Source organism: Sphingobacterium multivorum, assembly GCF_900457465.1.
GTDB lineage: Bacteria > Bacteroidota > Bacteroidia > Sphingobacteriales > Sphingobacteriaceae > Sphingobacterium > Sphingobacterium multivorum.
This window is the reverse complement of sequence record NZ_UAUU01000002.1, coordinates 847,187-866,700: the sequence shown is the minus strand read 5'-3', so window position 1 is coordinate 866,700 and position 19,514 is coordinate 847,187. Positions and strand designations below refer to the sequence as shown.

Genomic DNA, 19,514 nt, shown 5'->3' with positions numbered 1-19,514 from the left:
CAAAAGATTCATAATTATGTTTAAGTTATTAAATTAATCTGAAAACAAAAACACCTCTGATGTATTAATTTCAGAGGTGTTTTCGTGGACTGATAAATCGCTTATTTGATATTTATCTTCGATTTTAAATCTTTTGTTAGACCGTCTTTATGTAACATCAAAGAAGTTGTTTTATATCGTACAAATTCTTTTGAAGCATATAAATAACCATGGTAGTCATTTGTTGTACCCCAAGAGTTTTTAACGATGTAATACTCTTTTCCGCTTTGATCTTTTACAAGACCTACGATATGCATACCGTGGTCATCTGTAGTCTGCCAGTTGTCGAAAGCTTTTTGTCTTTCTTCCGGTGTTACTTTTAACTCTGGTTTAGGACCAACAAACATTGTTGACTTTTCTTGATCTGTCATTTCCTCGAAAGGTTTTTCTGGTACATAAGCTACACCGTTTTTCCAAGAGAAACCTTTTTCTGATACGTCAGTAGCCCAAGCTACCGTATAACCTTTTTGTAAAGCGTTGTCAATAATGTCCGTTAAATCGTTCATCTTAACATTATAGAAACGGTCGAATGACCAGTTGTCTGGAATCAACAATACGAATTGGCTGTAGTATGGATGGTCAGTTACCGAAGCAATACCCACGTAATCATCCGGATTGATACCGATTACCTGATCTGCAAAGGTGCGCGGTGTATAGGATTTACCGTTATAGTCAAATTTCTCAGGTACTTCCCCAAGATAAGAATCCATCGCAGCGGTATAGGCTTTTTCCCAATTTGGCGTTAATGTTTTACCTTTTACTACTGCTCCTAACATCGCATCCAACATATTGGTCATTTCACCAAAGTTGTTACGTGTAGTACCGTAGTGAAGACCTGTGTAAGCCGATTGCGGCATTGTACCATATTTACGGAAAGAGTTCAACACATCATGGAATTGACCACCTTCACCCAATGACAATCCGCCATGAAGGCGTACATACGTGCGTGCTTTATCTAAATACGTGTTGGCGCGCGGTATAGATTTGTGAGATCTCCACTGGTTTTTTACCCATACGGATCATTTCTGACTCCAGGAAAGAGTTACCTGAATAAGACCAACAAGTACCAGATGAACCTTGGTTTTTGATGGATGTGTTACCAAGATTGATAACTTCAGTAAATGTAAATCCAGATTTGCTATTGTCATTTTGATTTGCTTTTAGCGCATTGATCAAATTGTCTTGTGCTTGTACTTGGAATGAAGCTGCGAAAAGTGAAGCAGCTAGTACAATCGTTTTATTCCAATTCATTGTTAGTATTTTGTTAATTTAGTGTGGTGCTAAATTAAATAAATAAAATTTAGTAAGGTAAATTCCTCTGTAAAATAATTGTTCTTAAAAATCTGCTGTTTTCTGCAATCTTTTGCTGGAGAATAGGATATGCATAAAGCATAATATCACATAAAAATGGTCAGAAATTTCTTTCTGACCATGGTGTTCTGTATCGTTTGTAATTTCGCGCGGATTACCGGAGTTTCTCGCCGAATAATGACCGTCGGTACGCTTTCAATAGTCGTTTAATCAGTCGGTTCAGCTTTTTTCGGAAAAAGCAGCGAAGCAATGATACTCAATGCAAGTATGCCGACAATAACGATCAACGAATGTGTTGTTGTAAAACCTACTTCGGCCAACCAATGATGCAGCAGCATCTTTAAACCAATGAAGACCAGCAAAAATGCTAAACCTACTTTGAGGTATTGGAATTTGTGGATGATATTGACCAAAAGGAAGAACATCGACCGCAATCCAAGTATTGCAAAAATATTGGAGAAAAATACAACATAGGGATCTTTGGTAACCGAGAAAATTGCAGGGATAGAATCCACAGCAAAAATCAAATCCGTAAATTCTATGACCAGCAGTACAAGAAATAGCGGTGTCATATATTTCACGCCGTTCTCTACATGGAAGAAGTGTCCACCATCTAATTTGGGGGTTACCTTAAAGTATCGGGAAGCAAATTTAACGACCGGGTGATTCTGTGGATCCACTTCTTCGTCCTGGTTACGGTTGATAAACATTTTGACCCCTGTAAAGACCAAGAAAGCACCAAAAACATAGAGGATCCAGCCGAATTTAGCAATAAGGGTTGCGCCAAGGAAAATAAACAAGAAACGCATAATGATTGCGCCCAAAATTCCCCACACCAAAACTTTATGGTAATAGCGCTCTGGAATGCCAAAAGAAGTAAATAATAATACCATCACAAAGATATTATCTACGGATAGGGCATATTCCACAACGTAACCGGTGATATATTCCAGACCAAGGTTTTTGTTGTAGAGCTCGAGACTCGCCGCTAAATCACCGGGAATGATTTTAATATCGTGGTGGTGTTTGTAATGATTTCTTGAAGGTGGTCCAAGTCATGGATATTGTGCAATTCAAATCCATAGTGACGAAGGAGCCAATAGAAACCCAAGGAGAATAAGACCCAGATGGCGCTCATGATGCTAGCCATCTTTAGGCTAACAGGTTTGTCGCCTTTGGAGAATAAGCCTAGATCTATTGCTAGCATAAGTGCAATAAAGATGAGGAATCCGCCAAAAAACATTAATTCGTGACTCATTTTATTTTTTTCTTTCTGTTGTATATTTTACCAGTTGCTCCAACCCCGATTTGTATTCACTGTCGGGAAAGTCTTCCAAGATCTGGAAAGCATCTTGTTGGTATTCCAGCATCTTATTTGTAGCGTATTCGAGCCCACCACTCTGGCGGACAAAGTCGATGACTTCAGCCACTTTGTGTGTGTCTTCATTATGGTTTTTAATCAAATTAATGATCCTTCGCTTTTCACTTGAAGTCACTTGATTCAAGGCATAGATTAACGGTAAGGTCATTTTCTTCTCTTTGATGTCATTGCCGAGTGGTTTGCCAACGTCATCTAAACCAAAGTCGAATAAATCGTCCTTGATTTGAAATGCAATTCCGATCTTTTCACCAAATTGATGGAGCTTGTCGATTGTCTCCTGATCTGCATTCGAAGAAGCCGATCCACAGGCACAGCAAGAGGCAATCAGCGAAGCTGTTTTCTTTCGAATGACCTCAAAATAAATAGACTCTTCGATATCCAGTTTACGGGCCTTTTCGATTTGAAGCAATTCACCTTCGCTCATCTGATCAACAGCTTCCGATACAATTTTTAGTAAGTGATAATCCTGATGTTTTACAGAAAGGAGCAGGCCCCTTGACAGCAGAAAATCACCCACCAAAACAGCAATTTTATTTTTCCACAAAGCATTGATGGAAAAAAAACCTCTGCGTTCGTAGGAGTTGTCTACCACATCATCATGTACGAGTGATGCGGTATGCAGCAATTCTACGAGAGCAGCTCCTCTGTAGGTGGATTCATTGATTCCGTTGCATATCCCAGCAGAAAAGAACACAAACATGGGCCGCATTTGTTTGCCTTTACGTTTGATCAGGTATTGTGTAATGCGATCCAACAAGGGGACGGAGCTTTTCATTGAAGCTTTGAATTTTTTTTCAAAAGCCTCAAGTTCATGGGCAATAGGACGTTGGATCTCTCTTAATTTTGACATGAATTGGGGTGAAATACCAAAATAGTTAAAGCTTAAAGATAGTGATTTTGTTACAACTCTTCGACTGCTTTCTCAAGATTTTTGTACCATTCCTCACCATAGGTTCGGATGAGAGGATCCTTTAAAAATTTAAATACAGGGACCTGTAATTCTTTACCAAATGAGCATGCATCTTTACAGATATGCCAACGGTCATAGTGAAGTACGTCGAATTCGGGGTAATGTGTTGTCCTGATAGGATAGAGGTGACACGAAACGGGTTTTCGCCAATGCACCTCGCCAAGTTCGTAAGCTTTTTCGATAGCGCATTTTGTAATGCCATTTTCCCAGGTCACATAGGCACATTCTTTATTCCCATCAACACAAGTGGTCGTTAGATCGCCATCAATATCGACAACATACTTCCCTTGCTCTTCAATCGCTTCAATACCTTTCTCTGTCATATAGGGCTTTACTTTGGGATAAATCTCCTCCAATATAGCCTTTTCACTCTCCAATAAAGGTGCGCCTGAATCGCCTTCAATACAACAAATTCCTTTACATTTTGATAAATTACACACAAAGTCATTGTTGATTAGATCTTCGTGCACCAATACATTTCCTACTTCAATCATTCTAATTATTTTGAGTAGCTTGCTTTCTGTCCCAATTTGTATTTCAATCCACTGGCTTCGAGTAATTCCAGTGTTACCGAACCGATTAGAATATCTACATTGGCTTTGACCGGAATACGGTTGCCATCATTGGTTACCCACAGATAAAGCTTGCTATTTTTTTTAAAGATACGTCCTGGTTTAATCTCAGGACTGAATTTGAGACATTCTAAAGTGCCTAATTCCGTTTTTATTTTTTCTATTCCAATATATTGTATGCCTAAGGTGGCAATCTCATCATTCAAAAAATAAGTCAGCTTAAAAGATTCTCCTGGTTTAACAGTCGACAGATCTAGATTTCGGGCGAAATAATAGGAAGAAAGCAAGTCGAAAGTCTGATCTACCTTCGAATTGAAAGTCCCCTTGTTGCCTACAACACTATTTGTCTCCTGGTTGAAGCGCACCTTATCGTTCCGTCTATATCCTCCTTCACGAATGTTTTCCGTATAGTAATACGGTAAAAATGTCTTGCTGTTGATATACGAGTTGTATTCATTTCTCACCGTATATATGGCAAAGGCGCCAGCTGTTTTGCCGGCAGCGTATAGATGAAATGAAGGGTTTCCGGCTCCATCCTTGGTATCCTCAACGGTTAATGTCCCTGTTGCGGCTGAAATAAAGCCATAACGGAGTTTATATTTTAATTTCTCGCCACCTTTAAATGCCGATTCTTTTAAATGCGGTAAATCTTGAGCGAAAGCAGTACTTACGATAACGGATAAGTAAAGGAGCAAAGTCGATATAAGTTTCATGTACGTAAGTTTACGAAATTTGTTTGAAAAAGAAATGTTAATTTCATTCAAATAAATTTAACTTTTGGAGTTAATGAGACCTTCATGGACGATGACATATACTTATGTTGAGCTGAGTTATTTAGGCTGTGTCCGCTTAAATACGGGGACCGTAGAACAGGGTTCACCATACATAATACTCTTTGCTACCTTACTCAATTTTACCGTAAACTGCACAAATGTAGACTCTGGGATAAACGTATCGCCACAACCTTTCACAACCACACGTTGATCTCGAAATTGTTCCATGTCAATCTGTTCAATTGCCGCAGCATACTGTATACGCAACAACTCCTCTGAATCCCCAAAAATAACTGTCTTCGCATAGGGTTCCAATTTGTTGGCTAATAACATATAAGCCCAGGTCGGAACAATAGCATCGGCAGTACACGTAATTGCGACATGTTTACCTTCGTATTGCGACCAGTCGTGTGTCTTAATGAATTCTCGGAAATCCTTTTCTTTAAGAATCAAGCCATGGAAGAGATTATCCTTAATATCATAGACTACATTGTCTGCTTTAGGATGGTAGTTGGCCAGGTCAACTGTGACTAACCCACTTTGCGCAACTTTGTTGACAATATCTGTTTGAATATCCATATTTACATCAAAAAAAAAGCCGGACGATAATTCGTCCGGCTACAAATTTACTTAAAAATCTTTTAAAAGAATTTCACTCTATTGTCAATGATTTCAGCTTTGTCTTGTAAAGCGCGGAAAATAGATCCCCAAGCGCGTTGTGCTTTAGCTGCAAGCATTTGTTTCTTTTGTCCGTTGATATCCGAAATCGCGGCAGGATTGGTAAAACCATTTACTTGTACAACATATACACCGGTATTGCCTTCAATCGCTTTGGAAGGTTTGTTTGGCTGTAGCCCAAAAACAGTACCAACCACTTTGTTTTCTAATGCAACACCAGGAATAACTGGGTTTGCGAAGACAACATTTTCAACGTGAATAGCTGCTTTACCAACTTTTTGTGCTACTTGATCAATAGAAGATGTACCTGCTAAAGCCTTGTCAAATTTATCTTTCAAGATTCTAGCTTTAACCATATTTCTTACTGCAGGTTCTATATCTTTCTTAACAGCATCCAAGGAAAGAGTTCCTTTAGGCTGTATGTCGACCAAGTTTGCTAAGATATAAGAGGTTTCAGTTTCGAAAACTTTATCTGAAATATCGCCTTTTTTAGCTTCGAAAGCCCATTTGATTAAATCACGTGGAGCTTCGGCGCCATCTAATACATTGTCCATCGCTGTTACGCGTGAGGCTGTTTTTGCTTCCAGACCAAGTTTTTTCGCTTCTTGAGCAAAGTTCTGTGCTGTAGCTGCAGATAAGAATGCTGTTGCTTTGCTATGTGCATTGTTCAACGTTTCTTTTCCGCTGTTGATCACTTTGTCAATGATAGCAACTTTTGCATATTTTGAACTTCCTGATTGTTTCTCAATTTTAATGACATGGACACCAAATTGCGATTTTACAACTTTGATATCGCCCGTTTTGCCTTCGAATACAGCTTTTTCAAATTCAGGAACCATTCGGCCTCTTGTGAAAGTACCTAGTTCACCACCATTTGTTTTGCTCTCCGGATCTTTGCTGAACTGAACTGCAAGCGCAGCAAAATTGTCTCCTTTTTGAATCAATCCTTTGATCGAATCTGCTTTTGCCAATGCTTTATCAACGCCACCTTCAGCAGCAGGGTCCAATAGGATGTGCGATGCTTTCACAGAGTCAGGACTGATAATCGTAGAAACAACTTTTGCAATTTCATACGCATTGTTGTTTAAGAAAGGTCCCACAGTTGTTCCGACCGCAACATTGAAGACAACGGAATCCAATGAAGGACTCAATTGTCCTTTTTTTACATAGGTGAATGGAAATTTGTTGTCGGAGTTGATCGAAGCGAACAATGAGTCATCCTTTGAAACAATTAAATCTTGTTTCAATTTATTGATGGTCTCTTTTACGGCCAATGAATCTTTTGCAAGAGGTTTTGCATCCACCATTACGTATTGGATCGCACGTGTTTCCTCTTGTGTTTTGAACATACTTTTATGCTCATTATAATATTCTTGGTAATCTGCATCAGTCAATTTGGCATCAGCATCCTTAACAGAAGCGTAATCCAAAAGAATGTATTTGAAGTCTGCTAGTTTATTACGCTCTTGGTATTCTTCGTTTGCTTCCAAAGAAGTAACATATACGCTATTAGAAAGCAATTCGCCATATTTGCTGCTTAAACGCTCATCTCTAACGCCTTTCAGTAGTTCCTCCCATTGTTCAGCCACTTGTTGGTTACCTGATGTGTTCATTTGGGTGATAAAAGCACGCAGTTGACTCGGGTCAAATTGTCCTGTTTGTGGGTTGGTAAACGCTTGAACGATTTGAGGTGAAGGGTTGTTACCTTGCACTAAATCATTTAATTCGTCTTTACCGACAGTCAAACCGATTTTTTCAATTTCCTTTTTCAAGATTTCTCTTGATAAAAATTGATTCCATACTTGTTGAACAGCGTAGGTCCGCATTTGAGGGGTCACTGCACCGCCCATTTGTTGTTTGAACATTTCCTCTGTTTGTTCAACTTGTTTACTGAACTCAGGATATTCAATTTCAGTTCCGTTGACTTCCCCTACACGATTTTGATGTCTCGCCCAAAAAGGAGCTCCCCCTCGAACGACATCGCCTAGTAAAAATGCTAAAATTGCGATAGCCATAGCTGCGGTCAAGATGACACCAGCTTTGTTACGCAAAAAGCCCATTAATCCCATAGTCTGCTTATTGTGTTTATATTGTGTAAATACTTGTATTTCGTTAATTTATGCATAGCATAGCAAAATGCGGTGCAAGATACAATTTTTATAAAAAAAAACGGAATATTTTCCTGAATGTAACAAAACAAATTTGAAAACTATTTGTATAAAGTGGAGTTTTTTGTGCTCTTTTAGTTCAAATGATTCGTTTTGAACAACTTAATCGTATAAATAAACTGCCTGGAGGTATTGTCTCGGATCTATACCTGCTGTTAAGCTAAACCTGAATCTGGTTTATGGCCTGCAAATAGTTATTTACCTAAGGAAGGGAAAAGACTGTTGTTGGTGATCACCGTATAACCAGTTGCATTGGCTATATTGACGTGTTTAAAATCCTTGTCCGAAGTAAATGATGAACCTTGTAAGTTACCGCGATTATCCCGAAAGAATGCCGTAATGGGAACATGATTATAAAAGGTCATGTTGCTGTTGCTATCGGCTTTACTTTCGTCATAGATGATCTCTTCTGTTTTGATGACAGAACCGTCAGCCATAGTAACCACCACATTTTTGGTAAATACGGTGGTCTTTTCTTTTTCCCGCCGAATAGCATGGTCGGAAGTAATTCGCTGAGTTTCCTTTAAATTGTCGTCGTAAAAGATGATTTTTATGCTTTTTGGAAATTCGTATACTTCGGTGCTATCGTGTTTGATACGCATTTCAGGGGCTGTGAGATTCGCTTTTACCCGTGTGGAATCGCTATAAATAATATCGACATGACGCGAAATGTCGACCGCCTCTTCCTTTTTCATATTGGCAATGCGGTCTACCTCTTTTAGATCCGGTTCGCAAGAGGTCAATGAGAGCGCCCCTAGTAAAAATAAGATTACTAGGGGCGATATATTTTGGAATATGGATGAAGCAAATGTCTTGCGTACCATCGTATTAATTAATCTAAAGGCGGTTTTCTAAACCAGCGGTCATTGAGGGTAAAGCCGATATTAAAGTTAATATAGCGTTCACGTAGGAGACTGTTGCTGATTTTGCCCATTTGGCCAAATTCTGCAGAGAAGTTTATTTTAGAGAAAGCTCCTGAAAATTGATTTCTTGCCAACGGCAGTCCCACACCTACAGTAACCGCCATATCGTTGATATTCTGGTCGCTTAAGAAATATTGTGTTTTATTATACCTGAAACCAACTCTATAGTCTACTTGGTTCAGATATTTAAGCGAAGTAACATCTGGTGTAATCTGACCACCAATCGCTACGCCATAATTCTTCCGTAGTTCGTTTTCACCCGCTCTGGTCTGAAATCTTGACCAATCGGCATATTTAAAATCGGCCCCGATTAACCATCGGTTGTTACGTGCAAGGGTAATACCTACATTATGTCGCAACGGAAGCGTCAAATGCCTGCTGCTACGGTCCGAAACATAGGTGCTATCCAACGGGATATTTTGGTTGTCGGGATCCGTTGAAGGTGTAACCCGTGTATTAAAAATAGTTGCTCTTTCTTTGATATCATTATTGAGCGATCCTGAATAACCAACGATCAACGAGTATTCTCTATTTAAAGGTTGTTCGTATTGTAAACCATAATCAAAGATAATTCCTTGGATTTCACGTTTATTTTGTTGTTGGTGTATTTAATGCTCCGGATGAAGGCAAAAACTCTACACGGCTATAATCATTTAGGGTTCCAAATAGATAAGACATATTGGCACCAATACTCAGACCTTTTACAATGCGTACCCCCCAACCTGCATAGGCTTTAGTTAAACCACCTTCGCCCGTGAAAACTTTCGTATAAGGATCAGAATTGACTGTTCCCGTTGAAGATGTCCGATAGCCTATATCTGAATAGGGAAGGATACCCAAGCTGATACCACCAAATCGTTTCATTGGGAATGTCATGGTGATGTGGCTAAAGGCAAAGTCAGCGGTATTATCCGATCTTGTTGTCGAATTTAACTGCGTGTAGTTCCCATATAAACCAGCATCAAAAGGTCGTAAACTGTGTAGCAGAATAAGATGCAGGGTTGCTTGGGTTGGTATTATACACGCCATTGATTCTCCGGACAGCGGTATTGACACCTCCCATCCTCTATATTGTGGCAATAAATCTTCACGCATCTGACCAAGTCCAAATTGAGAATAAGGTGATGCGGATGTCGTTTTTTGTGCAAATGCGGTAGTAGAACTAGCTAAAATTCCACCTGCTAACAACAGTTGGAGTGATTTATTTCTTAGAGAGCTTGTAAAGCGTTTCTGCATGGTCAATCTATAAAATTGAGAAACTAATGTTTATTTAGTTTTAGTGAAATTTTCGAGTTATCTGACTCTTATATTAAATGTTCTTTGCTTTTAATCGCATACAAAACTATTCAATTTTTGCGAGCTTGTTAAGCCGATTTTGTTAAAAAAGGTTAAACACTTATTGTACAGTCGTTTAGAAAAACTGAAAGTAGATTATGGTCAGTGTTATGATGGCATATACAACTTCAAAAAAACCATTTCTTTTTGGCATAAGTGAAATAATAAGCCATATAAATAGCGATGGAGGGGGCACAAAGTAAAAAATGGGCCTCCGTTAGTTTTTATTCCAGTAAAAAGAAACTATCGCAAGGCATAACATAAAAAACAACAGTTGAAATGACTTGCGAATATGCACGACACTTTTGAAAAAATTGTCTTTCAATACCAAGAGGAAGAGTATTAACGTAAAGATTACTGGGACGAGTACCAGATAATCGACTAACTGAATGCGAATAGCAGTAGGGAATTTGTAGGTAAACGGTAGCCAAATGGTATAAAACTGCTCCATTTTACCCATCCAAAGGTAGATAACCGCTAAGATGAAATAGACCGTTGTTAGGCCAAGTAAAGGTGTTATCCACTCGCGCCAGTTGAATGGCCTAAAAATGAGTAGGCCTATCCATAGTAAGGCGAACATACTCAGAAAAGGGAAGTAGATCAGACTTCCTATCCCTACAATCATACCGAGATCAAACATTTCGGCTTTAACATCTGTCTGCCGATAGAGTGAGAGCAATTTGCTTAACATCCATATCGAAATGAAATTACAGATCAGTGTGGGTGAAAGTACCAAAAATGGTAAAAACAGGCTGGCCAGTGTCATGTACATCAAAGCAACCAAGAAACTGGGTTTACCCAGCAGGTTAAAATGGCTTGTGATGCGATTGAGTATCGTTGCCTGAGAAATCGTCAGGATCAGTGTGATAAAAACATTGGTCGAAGGAGAGAAGTTGATTAAGTTATTTTCTCCCAAAAGATTCCCCAAGGCAGGCTCAAAGATTACAGAATCAAGTTTGTCCGGAAGGTGAAGAAATATGCCTAAGCATAAAACAAAACCCACGATGGATAGAAATAAAATATTGATGGGTGAATAATTTCTAAACTGACTTATAATCATCGTATGCAATCAATAAAATGCTATTTATTCTTTTTTTCCAATTTGCTGATACGGCGATCGAGCAAGAAAAGGAAGAAAGCCAAACCCAGAAAAATGACCAACATGACCAATACAACAACGTAGATCTTACCTTCGCTACGCAATCCAGTCGCCATCTCGACATCCTCCTGTGCAAATGTGCTCAAAGTTGATAAGAGTAGTAAGGCTATTGACAATGTTATTTTTTTCATTTGTTTAAAATATTATTCGTGTCGTTTCCATTGTTATATATGATTCGATACACGCTATTTGATTTATGTAATATTCTGTTTTTTACTGATTGGGTTTTACCGGATTTCTTTATTTTAGAAATAAAGTACGGTATTAGCCGTTCAATATTATGCGTTCAAGTCTTTCTTTTCGAGCAGGCGTACTCTATAGCGAAGTGAACAAATCCAAGCTGCAATCATTGGCCAGCCGATCATCGCGGCATAAAATGTAGGGCGTAGCTCGCTGCTCATTTTTAAATCGCCAAAGGCTGCGTTTCCTCCACTTCCAGGGTGAAGAGAGTCTGTCATCTTTGGCAGAATATAAAGTAACACGATGATAATCGGAAATGCAAAGATATTGTACACAGCCGATATTTTGGCTCTTTTTTGTTCTTCTTCCAGTGCATTGCGGAGCACCAAATAGGCTAGATACATCAGTGTTGCTATGGCAGAGCCATTAAGCTTCGGGTCGTTTGGCCAAGGCTCTCCCCAGGTGATGTTTGCCCAAAGCATACCTGTTGCAAGTCCAAGAAAACAAAATGTTATTCCGGTATTAACGGCTTCAATGGCCATTAAATCATACTCCTGTTTGCCCGTATTGAGGTATTTGATACTATAAATAACAGAAACCAGGTACATAACGAACATAGCCGACCACATTGGGACATGAAAATAAACGTTGCGTATGCTTTCGTGAAGGATGAATAGGCGGGGAACAGGTCCCAAAAGACCATTGATAATGACCGCACAGATAATCATTACCGCTAATATTTTCCACCATTTTTTTCTCATGGATAAATTGAATTTAGTTTGTTCTCAATTCTAACACTTAATCTCGCCAAAGGTACGGAAATAACAATAAAGAAATAGTGATGGTGATTACATTAATTGCAAGTAATACGATTATTTCTTTGCTGCTGGAAGCCCTTTCCAGGCCTTCTATTGCATTGCGGGATAGCTTGATTAATACGATTAACAGTGGGATGATGGCAGGGAAACTCAAGATGGCCATTAAGGTGCTGTTGTTGCCCGCTTTGGAGCTGATCCCGGAGATCATGGTAAAGACTGTGGCGAAACTTATGCTGCCTAAGATGACCGAAATGAAGTAAAGTGTTGGATCACCGACAGGGTTTCTGAATATCGTCGAATAGACAAAATATGCAATGATCGCCAGCAGGGTCATCATCATCATATTGTAAATGACTTTAGCTAAAATGATCGCTCTGGGATCAACCAGTGAATAGTAGTAAAGTTGCCGGTTTGGGTTTTCTTGGACGAAGCTTTTGTTGATTGCATTGATCGAAGCGAAGAGCATAATGATCCAAAATAATGCATTCCATGTAGCCGTATCAACTGATTTGAAAGCTTGATAGCAGACGAAAACAGTTGATACGACATATAGTAGAATTCCGTTAATAGCATATTTTGAACGCCATTCCAGAATGATGTCTTTAAGAATTAAAGTTTTTACCTGTTGCAGCAAAGTCATATGCAGCAAAGATACAAATGTATTTTGACCACGGGAGTGACCAAAACCATCAATTCTTAAAAAAGCTGTTTTTTTACTTATGCGTTAGAAATTTTGGATTTTGCAGCATCAGTTGTATTGTCGATTTTGCTTGCCAAATTTTGAGCGGCATTGTTAGCGTGGTCCAAAGCTTCTCTGCCGGCTTCTTTTGCTTTGTTTTTCAGTGCATCTGCATCATCCGATGCTTTGCTGAAAGCTGCTTGTGCTTTTGATTTCAAATTGTCTAATTCAGCCGAAGCTCTGTTCGCTAGTTTTTGTGCCTTTTTAGCTTCTTTTTTTGAAAGATCTTTCAATGACTTAGTTAAGCTTTTAATGCCGTCATTTGCACGATCTAATTGTTTTTTCCCATCATCAGTTCCTAAAAGATACCATGCAGCAGCTCCCGCAGCTAATCCTACCAAAGCAAATGCCACTAATCCATTTTTGCTATTTTTCATAATTCTTCTATTTTGTTATATATTCAAATGATAATCAAGTATGATACCAAATGAACAATCCCAGGGTGAATTTGTTTAAAAAGAATCAATAATTAACAAAATTTTACATATCAATTTTCTGCTGCTTTGATTGCAGATTATAGAGGTGCTGATAAAGACCGCTTTCTTTTTGGAGCAGTTCAAAGTGCGTACCGCTCTCAGACACGATTCCATTTTCGACAACGATAATTTTATCGGCATCAATAATGGTCGATAGTCGGTGTGCAATAATGATCGAGGTGCGTCCACGCATTAATTCTTCCAACGCCTCCTGCACTTGTCTTTCTGATTCTGAGTCTAGGGAAGAAGTGGCTTCGTCCAAGATAAGGATTGCAGGATCTTTTAATAGTGCACGCGCAATGGCAATCCGTTGGCGCTGACCACCAGAGAGTTTAACGCCACGTTCACCAACTAAGGTGTCATAGCTTTCGGGGAAATTTAATATAAATTGATGTGCGTTGGCACGTTTTGCAGCCGCTATGATTTCATCTTCCGTGGCATCGAGCTTACCATAGGCTATATTTTCACGTATTGTTCCGCCAAACAGCAAAACATCTTGCGGCACGATAGCGACCTGGTTGCGGATATCGCAAAGTTCAAAATCGGATGCCGGTTTGTCATCGTAATATACTTCCCCTTTATTGGCTGTGTAGAATTGTAGAATCAATGAAGCTATTGTTGATTTTCCGGTTCCACTCGGTCCAACGATGGCTATTTTATCGCCAGCATTGGCTGTAAAGTTGATGTCTTTCAGAATTTCAATATCGGGGCGGCTTGGATAGGCAAAGGAAACATGGTTGAAGCTTAGTTTTCCGGTCATGGTCTTGTGCACTTCCTTGCAAGTTGGTTTTACATTGAGGTGTTCTTGGGGCTCATCTAAAATTTCCAAGATCCGTTCACTGGCGCCCAAAGAGCGTTGGATATTGGCATAGAGCTCGGGGAAACTGCCCATGGAGCCTGCAACAAACATCGAATACAAGATATAAGTAGTCAGGTCGCCTACAGTCATTTCATGGATAGAAACCAATGCCGCGCCGTACCAGATGACAGCAATCACCGCACCGAAAATACAGAAAATAATAAAAGAGGCAAAAGCACCACGGAAAGTAGCTCCTTTGACTGCCAACTTTACCACTGAATCCATTTGATTGCTGTAGCGATTAAACTCGAAGTACTCATTCACAAAGGCTTTTACGTTGCTTATTCCCAATAATGTTTCTTGAACGATACTATTTGACTCGGCCATTTTATCCTGTGCCTGTCTGGACAATTCGCGGATGAATTTTCCGAAAATAATGGCCGCTACAACGATAATCGGTAAAATACAAAGGTTCATGAGGGCAAGTTTGGGCGATACCCAAACCAAAAGGAACACACCGAAACAAAGACTAATCAACTGTCTTAAGATTTCAGCCAAAGTTGTTGTTAACGTATCCTGGATCTGTGAAAGGTCTGCAGACAGGCGGCTGTTTAATTCCCCAACACGACGATTGGCGAAAAATTCAATTGGCAAAGAAATCAGCTTAAGATAAGTATCCTTGCGTAACGCGGATAGCGTACGTTCAGCAATCTCAACAAAAATTCGGATACGAAAAAAAGAAACGACTGATAGAAAAGACAGAATAATAAAGGCAATTCCACCAATATAATAAACATGTGGTGCAAGCCATGGATAAGTTTGCTTGCCTTGCGCGGCATCAATCATGGCACCAAGCAAAGCCGGAAAGGCGAGCATGGCCAAACTGGATAATACCAAGAAAAACATGCCGATCCCAAATTTAAAACGATAAGGTTTTAAATAGGTCATCAATTTAGATGCTCTCAATAGGAGCTCTTTATTCAATTTTGGTTTTGGTAGATCTTCTTCTTGTTTGTTACCGCTGTTGAATCCTCTTGCCATATCCGCTACTTCAAATTTTGTTGCGAGGACAAATGTAAAGAGATTAAAAATATTTTGCTATCATACTTTAGTCAATTTTTTGAACTAAACCGTACTTTTTCTGATTTAAAACGGCTGTTTTAAGAGGCTTGTACTTGTGCAAATGCTTGTTGCCGCTGCTTTATCCTAAATTTTGTTGTTTCGAAGCTTTTAGTTGCGCGTTAAATTTATACAGTAAATATCCTAATACGGCGATAACAAGTAAAGCGATATAGAGCAGGATATTGCCTATACCTCCGTTGCCTGATGTTTTGTCAATCTGTGCCCGCAGTTTCTCGTTCTCTTTTTGAAGCTTACTTATGGTGCCTATATAGGCTGATACCTGCTTGTCGTAATCTGTTGCCAATTGTTGGAATTTATCCTTCTCAAAATCTTTGATTTTCAATAGTTTTTGAGTCTCTAAGAAAATGTTATTGTCGGTGATAACAATATCTTTAAGGATATCAATGCTCTTTTGCATGTCGCCTTTTGATTTGAAAAGGCCAAAAAGTCCTGTTTTTTGAGTGAGGCTCGTGTCATAGGCCCCGAATTTCTGTTGACGGGCATCGAGTAGGTCATTTACACGGCTTCGTTGGACCTCAAAAGAGCTGGAATCTGGGTTGTTTTGCGACTTGGCCTGTCCAAAGAAGCAAAATAGAACGGCGATTGGAAGTAGGAATTTTAAGAATTTCATCATGTATTTGGACGATCTATTTAATCAAATGTCTAGTTTAAACTAACGTTGATGGTAAAATTTTATTTTGCCACGAAGCTACAACTACAATTTTAGCCTTGTGGTCAGTTTGACCAAGGATAAAAAAATGGAGCGAAATCACGACAAATGAATTTATGAAATTAATCTTTAAATTCTATACGAATAACATTGGAATCGTCATCATGAAGTCCGAGTAGCTGGCTGGCATTACCTTTATTGATGGCGATTTCAAGATAGTTGGAAATGCCAAATAAACAAAGTTTCTCTCCTTCTCCGACTTCATTGTAATGCCAGGAAAGATTGGTAATGGTTTCATTACGTTTAAAATAGAGGACAAAATGACGTCCTTTCTGAACTTTATTGAATAGATCTTTCGAGATATTGGTAATGGCGTTGCCGAATGCATCAACATAAATGACATTGCCTCGGATCATGTCTTTATCAAAGATAGGCTGCAAAGTTACTTTTTCGATGAGCTGTTGCATTGAAGTACCGATTTCTTTCAGCTTGCCACCCTTGGCAATATGACAAGCAGATTTAGAAAGAATATCTGCGAGCGGAAAGTGAAGGTACCGGAGGTCCTGCATTAAGTTGAGCTCATACAGTTCCTGGGGTTCATTGCCATTCAACAATAAGCTGAAAATACCGTTGTCGGCCCCGACGAAATAATGATCGTTGTATTTCATGCCGATATATTTCGACTCCTCATGAAACAGGGTGTTAATTCCGATAATATGTACGGTTCCTTTAGGGAAATAATGATAAGCATTGCCTAATACAAAGGCCGCCCGAGGGATATTGAATGCTGGAATTTCATGGGTAATATCAACAATATTGGCACCGGACAACTGCGATAAAAGACTACCTTTTAACGCGGCTTGATAAAAATCTTTGTGTCCTAAGTCTGTTGTTAATGTAATTACTGCCATTATAATCTAAATCCTAGATCGAATTGCTGTCGAATTCCCTTAAATATACCCTTAAATTTATCTAAATAGTGGACAAAATTACTATTTATCAGATGATTTATAAAGTTAATTGGATAACTTATTTTGAATCTGTCTTTTTTCGATTGATATACACAAACATAGCGAAGATTTTATGCATAACGAAATCTTTGTGCCCCTTTGTCGGCTGTCTCCATAAGCTTATAAATCATCGTCGTTTGTACGCCGTATCTTCTTGGTTGTTTCGTTAGAATACGTTAATTTTGAATAGTATTATACAGGAACGATATTGTGTAATGGCTACAATCTAATTAATTCTAAATAGGATAAAATTTGAACGAATTACTAATTGCATTAGATGGTCTGAATTTGCCCATATTATGGGGAGCAGACAATGAGCACTTCGATTATTTGAAGAAGCAATTCCCAAAACTGCGGATTGTAGCTCGCGGGAGTGAAATGAAGGTGTTGGGAGACGCGAAGGAATTAGACCTGTTTGAGCAATCGTTTAAGGAAGTCATGGCTCATCTGGAGAAATTTAACAACATTACTTTATTGGATTTTGAAAATCTCCTTGGAGCAAGTGCAGGTTCTGCTGTTCAGCAGGAAAAAGAACTTGCGGCCAAACATGCAGCCTTTGGATCCGAACCGATCGTGTATGGACCTAATGGCCTTATTGTACGTGCACGTACGGCCAACCAACGGAAGATGGTGGATAGTATTTCGAAAAATGATATCTTATTTGCTATTGGACCGGCGGGTACAGGAAAGACCTATACGGCGGTTGCATTAGCTGTTAGGGCACTTCGAAATAAAGAAATCAAAAGGATCATTCTAACGAGACCAGCCGTCGAGGCCGGCGAAAATCTCGGTTTTTTACCGGGCGACTTAAAGGAGAAGGTAGACCCCTATTTGAGACCGCTCTACGATGCATTGGACGATATGATTCCAGCAGAAAAGCTAAAAGGTTACCTGGAAAATCGGACCATTGAAGTTGCACCTCTAGCGTTTATGCGTGGACGAACATTGGACAACTGCTTTGTGATTCTGGACGAAGCTCAGAATGCAACGGATATGCAGCTGAAGATGTTTTTGACACGTATGGGGCCAACGGCAAAATTTATCGTTACAGGTGATATGACACAGGTAGATTTACCGAAAAAAAATCAATCTGGATTGTCTACTTCAATTCGCCTATTGGAGAATATCGAAGGAATAGACATTATCCACCTCAGCGGTGGAGATGTGGTTCGCCATAAATTGGTTCGCCGCATCCTCGAAGCGTATGGCGATATTTAATCGGTCTATGCTGCAAACGTATGATTTGGGATATCCCAGTTTGGCATGGGTACAAAAGGTGCCGACTGATATAGTTCAAATAGCCTGATTAAAAGGCAAATCGAGTACAGCGAGCTCTTAAATAAATGCGCTGCATTTATGAATGCCATTGATCGCAGTCATAAATGAACAATTACTTACATTTGAATTTTACGTTGAACATGAATGCTATAAAAGAAACAAATTTCAATTTCGAAAATCAGACTGCTTTTTACCGTGGAAAAGTACGTGACGTGTATACGATTGCCGATACGTATTTGGCGATGGTTGCCTCAGATCGTATTTCAGCATTTGATGTGGTACTTCCGCGTCCTATTCCTTATAAAGGACAGGTGTTGAATCAAATTGCAGCCAAATTTTTAAAGGCTACGGCTGATATTATTCCAAATTGGGTCGTGTCTGTTCCGGACCCCAGTGTAACTATCGGTCAGCTATGCGAGCCGTTTAAAGTGGAAATGGTTATTCGGGGCTACTTGTCAGGACACGCTTGGCGTGAATATGCTGCTGGCAAACGTGAAGTATGTGGTGAGGCATTGCCAGAAGGACTGAAAGAAAATGACAAATTGCCTGAGCCAATTATTACACCGACAACAAAGGCTGCTGTTGGACATGATGAAGATATTTCACGTGCCGATATCTTGAAAAAAGGCATCGTAAGCGAAGAAGATTATGTTCAATTGGAGCAATATACCAAAGCGTTGTTCCAAAGGGGTACCGAAATTGCCGCGCAAAGAGGGCTTATTTTGGTGGATACAAAATATGAGTTTGGAAAAAAAGATGGGAAAATTGTGCTGATCGACGAGATTCATACACCAGATTCTTCCCGTTATTTTTATGCGGAAGGTTATGCGGAACGTCAGGAAAAAGGTGAGGCACAAAAGCAATTGTCGAAGGAGTTTGTTCGCAAATGGTTAATTGAAAACGGCTTCCAAGGGAAAGACGGTCAGGTTGTTCCGGAGATGACGGATGAGATTGTCGCTTCCATTTCTGAACGTTATATTGAGCTTTACGAGCATATCGTCGGAGAGAAGTTTGTGTATCCAGATCAGGAAAACGTACTGGAACGTGTGGAAAGAAATGTGGCAAAGGCCTTGAAAACGCTAAATTATTAGTACATTGTATCCTCAAACAAAG

22 protein-coding genes are annotated in these 19,514 nt (G+C 39.4%); 2 read left to right on the top strand and 20 right to left on the bottom strand.

Features of this window, described 5'->3' with window-relative positions:
- Positions 1-101: 101 nt before the first annotated feature.
- The 20 genes from DTA23_RS03815 to DTA23_RS03735 form a co-directional block, all read right to left on the bottom strand.
- Complete coding sequence (locus tag DTA23_RS03815) at positions 102-959, bottom strand: C1 family peptidase (protein ID WP_370445050.1); 858 nt, start codon at positions 957-959, stop codon at positions 102-104.
- 31 nt (positions 960-990) lie between these two features.
- Positions 991-1,290 (bottom strand): hypothetical protein, encoded by a 300-nt coding sequence (locus tag DTA23_RS30155; RefSeq protein ID WP_370445049.1) that lies wholly within the window; start codon positions 1,288-1,290, stop codon positions 991-993.
- 266 nt (positions 1,291-1,556) lie between these two features.
- The gene (locus DTA23_RS03810) at positions 1,557-2,279 is read right to left on the bottom strand and encodes a TerC/Alx family metal homeostasis membrane protein (RefSeq protein WP_256602733.1); all 723 of its coding nucleotides are present in this window, start codon (positions 2,277-2,279) and stop codon (positions 1,557-1,559) included.
- A 59-nt stretch (positions 2,280-2,338) separates the two neighbouring features.
- The gene (locus DTA23_RS28445) at positions 2,339-2,608 is read right to left on the bottom strand and encodes a hypothetical protein (RefSeq protein WP_256602731.1); all 270 of its coding nucleotides are present in this window, start codon (positions 2,606-2,608) and stop codon (positions 2,339-2,341) included.
- Between the two features lies 1 nt (position 2,609).
- The gene (locus DTA23_RS03805) at positions 2,610-3,581 is read right to left on the bottom strand and encodes a polyprenyl synthetase family protein (RefSeq protein ID WP_112373869.1); all 972 of its coding nucleotides are present in this window, start codon (positions 3,579-3,581) and stop codon (positions 2,610-2,612) included.
- Between the two features lie 50 nt (positions 3,582-3,631).
- Entirely contained in the window at positions 3,632-4,195 is a 564-nt protein-coding gene (locus DTA23_RS03800) for a DUF3109 family protein (RefSeq protein WP_070563316.1), read from the bottom strand.
- A 5-nt stretch (positions 4,196-4,200) separates the two neighbouring features.
- Positions 4,201-4,986 (bottom strand): DUF3108 domain-containing protein, encoded by a 786-nt coding sequence (locus DTA23_RS03795; protein WP_070563318.1) that lies wholly within the window; start codon positions 4,984-4,986, stop codon positions 4,201-4,203.
- Positions 4,987-5,103: 117 nt separating this feature from the next.
- Complete coding sequence (locus DTA23_RS03790; RefSeq protein WP_070563320.1) at positions 5,104-5,625, bottom strand: DUF2480 family protein; 522 nt, start codon at positions 5,623-5,625, stop codon at positions 5,104-5,106.
- A 62-nt stretch (positions 5,626-5,687) separates the two neighbouring features.
- Positions 5,688-7,793 (bottom strand): peptidylprolyl isomerase, encoded by a 2,106-nt coding sequence (locus DTA23_RS03785; RefSeq protein WP_112373868.1) that lies wholly within the window; start codon positions 7,791-7,793, stop codon positions 5,688-5,690.
- Between the two features lie 293 nt (positions 7,794-8,086).
- The gene (gene lptC, locus DTA23_RS03780; RefSeq protein ID WP_070563326.1) at positions 8,087-8,716 is read right to left on the bottom strand and encodes an LPS export ABC transporter periplasmic protein LptC; all 630 of its coding nucleotides are present in this window, start codon (positions 8,714-8,716) and stop codon (positions 8,087-8,089) included.
- Between the two features lie 8 nt (positions 8,717-8,724).
- Complete coding sequence (locus tag DTA23_RS28440) at positions 8,725-9,384, bottom strand: BamG-related protein (protein WP_502263816.1); 660 nt, start codon at positions 9,382-9,384, stop codon at positions 8,725-8,727.
- Positions 9,385-9,403: 19 nt separating this feature from the next.
- Positions 9,404-10,051: a BamG-related protein gene (locus DTA23_RS28435; protein WP_256602727.1), complete on the bottom strand. Its 648-nt coding sequence runs from the start codon at positions 10,049-10,051 to the stop codon at positions 9,404-9,406.
- A 316-nt stretch (positions 10,052-10,367) separates the two neighbouring features.
- Positions 10,368-11,210 (bottom strand): beta-carotene 15,15'-monooxygenase, encoded by an 843-nt coding sequence (locus DTA23_RS03770; RefSeq protein ID WP_256602726.1) that lies wholly within the window; start codon positions 11,208-11,210, stop codon positions 10,368-10,370.
- A 20-nt stretch (positions 11,211-11,230) separates the two neighbouring features.
- On the bottom strand, positions 11,231-11,440 hold the full coding sequence (locus tag DTA23_RS03765; protein ID WP_112373867.1) for a CcmD family protein: 210 nt from the start codon (positions 11,438-11,440) through the stop codon (positions 11,231-11,233).
- A gap of 147 nt (positions 11,441-11,587) precedes the next feature.
- Positions 11,588-12,250 (bottom strand): cytochrome c biogenesis protein, encoded by a 663-nt coding sequence (gene ccsA / locus DTA23_RS03760; RefSeq protein WP_046672333.1) that lies wholly within the window; start codon positions 12,248-12,250, stop codon positions 11,588-11,590.
- Positions 12,251-12,287: 37 nt separating this feature from the next.
- Positions 12,288-12,947 (bottom strand): heme exporter protein CcmB, encoded by a 660-nt coding sequence (locus DTA23_RS03755; RefSeq protein WP_046672334.1) that lies wholly within the window; start codon positions 12,945-12,947, stop codon positions 12,288-12,290.
- A gap of 77 nt (positions 12,948-13,024) precedes the next feature.
- Positions 13,025-13,423 (bottom strand): hypothetical protein, encoded by a 399-nt coding sequence (locus tag DTA23_RS03750; RefSeq protein WP_070563336.1) that lies wholly within the window; start codon positions 13,421-13,423, stop codon positions 13,025-13,027.
- 103 nt (positions 13,424-13,526) lie between these two features.
- Positions 13,527-15,362, bottom strand: a complete 1,836-nt coding sequence (locus tag DTA23_RS03745) for an ABC transporter ATP-binding protein (RefSeq protein WP_112373866.1) — start codon at positions 15,360-15,362, stop codon at positions 13,527-13,529.
- A gap of 160 nt (positions 15,363-15,522) precedes the next feature.
- On the bottom strand, positions 15,523-16,077 hold the full coding sequence (locus tag DTA23_RS03740) for a hypothetical protein (protein ID WP_112373865.1): 555 nt from the start codon (positions 16,075-16,077) through the stop codon (positions 15,523-15,525).
- Between the two features lie 158 nt (positions 16,078-16,235).
- Positions 16,236-17,024, bottom strand: a complete 789-nt coding sequence (locus tag DTA23_RS03735) for an SAM hydrolase/SAM-dependent halogenase family protein (protein ID WP_046672337.1) — start codon at positions 17,022-17,024, stop codon at positions 16,236-16,238.
- 351 nt (positions 17,025-17,375) lie between these two features.
- Between DTA23_RS03735 and DTA23_RS03730 the strand changes: the two genes are divergently transcribed.
- Entirely contained in the window at positions 17,376-18,341 is a 966-nt protein-coding gene (locus DTA23_RS03730) for a PhoH family protein (protein ID WP_046672338.1), read from the top strand.
- A 200-nt stretch (positions 18,342-18,541) separates the two neighbouring features.
- A complete protein-coding gene (locus DTA23_RS03725) occupies positions 18,542-19,492 on the top strand; it encodes a phosphoribosylaminoimidazolesuccinocarboxamide synthase (RefSeq protein WP_112373864.1) in 951 nt (316 codons plus the stop codon).
- Positions 19,493-19,514 lie beyond the last annotated feature (22 nt).

Excerpts from the sequence above, each read along its gene's own strand:
- DTA23_RS30155 (WP_370445049.1), bottom strand. The coding sequence starts at position 1,290 with ATGAATTGGAATAAAACGATTGTACTAGCTGCTTCACTTTTCGCAGCT.
- DTA23_RS28445 (WP_256602731.1), bottom strand. The coding sequence starts at position 2,608 with ATGAGTCACGAATTAATGTTTTTTGGCGGATTCCTCATCTTTATTGCA.
- DTA23_RS03805 (WP_112373869.1), bottom strand. The coding sequence starts at position 3,581 with ATGTCAAAATTAAGAGAGATCCAACGTCCTATTGCCCATGAACTTGAG.
- DTA23_RS03800 (WP_070563316.1), bottom strand. The coding sequence starts at position 4,195 with ATGATTGAAGTAGGAAATGTATTGGTGCACGAAGATCTAATCAACAAT.
- DTA23_RS03795 (WP_070563318.1), bottom strand. The coding sequence starts at position 4,986 with ATGAAACTTATATCGACTTTGCTCCTTTACTTATCCGTTATCGTAAGT.
- DTA23_RS03790 (WP_070563320.1), bottom strand. The coding sequence starts at position 5,625 with ATGGATATTCAAACAGATATTGTCAACAAAGTTGCGCAAAGTGGGTTA.
- DTA23_RS03785 (WP_112373868.1), bottom strand. The coding sequence starts at position 7,793 with ATGGGATTAATGGGCTTTTTGCGTAACAAAGCTGGTGTCATCTTGACC.
- lptC (WP_070563326.1), bottom strand. The coding sequence starts at position 8,716 with ATGGTACGCAAGACATTTGCTTCATCCATATTCCAAAATATATCGCCC.
- DTA23_RS28435 (WP_256602727.1), bottom strand. The coding sequence starts at position 10,051 with ATGCAGAAACGCTTTACAAGCTCTCTAAGAAATAAATCACTCCAACTG.
- DTA23_RS03770 (WP_256602726.1), bottom strand. The coding sequence starts at position 11,210 with ATGATTATAAGTCAGTTTAGAAATTATTCACCCATCAATATTTTATTT.
- DTA23_RS03765 (WP_112373867.1), bottom strand. The coding sequence starts at position 11,440 with ATGAAAAAAATAACATTGTCAATAGCCTTACTACTCTTATCAACTTTG.
- ccsA (WP_046672333.1), bottom strand. The coding sequence starts at position 12,250 with ATGAGAAAAAAATGGTGGAAAATATTAGCGGTAATGATTATCTGTGCG.
- DTA23_RS03755 (WP_046672334.1), bottom strand. The coding sequence starts at position 12,947 with ATGACTTTGCTGCAACAGGTAAAAACTTTAATTCTTAAAGACATCATT.
- DTA23_RS03750 (WP_070563336.1), bottom strand. The coding sequence starts at position 13,423 with ATGAAAAATAGCAAAAATGGATTAGTGGCATTTGCTTTGGTAGGATTA.
- DTA23_RS03745 (WP_112373866.1), bottom strand. The coding sequence starts at position 15,362 with ATGGCAAGAGGATTCAACAGCGGTAACAAACAAGAAGAAGATCTACCA.
- DTA23_RS03740 (WP_112373865.1), bottom strand. The coding sequence starts at position 16,077 with ATGATGAAATTCTTAAAATTCCTACTTCCAATCGCCGTTCTATTTTGC.
- DTA23_RS03735 (WP_046672337.1), bottom strand. The coding sequence starts at position 17,024 with ATGGCAGTAATTACATTAACAACAGACTTAGGACACAAAGATTTTTAT.
- DTA23_RS03725 (WP_112373864.1), top strand. The coding sequence starts at position 18,542 with ATGAATGCTATAAAAGAAACAAATTTCAATTTCGAAAATCAGACTGCT.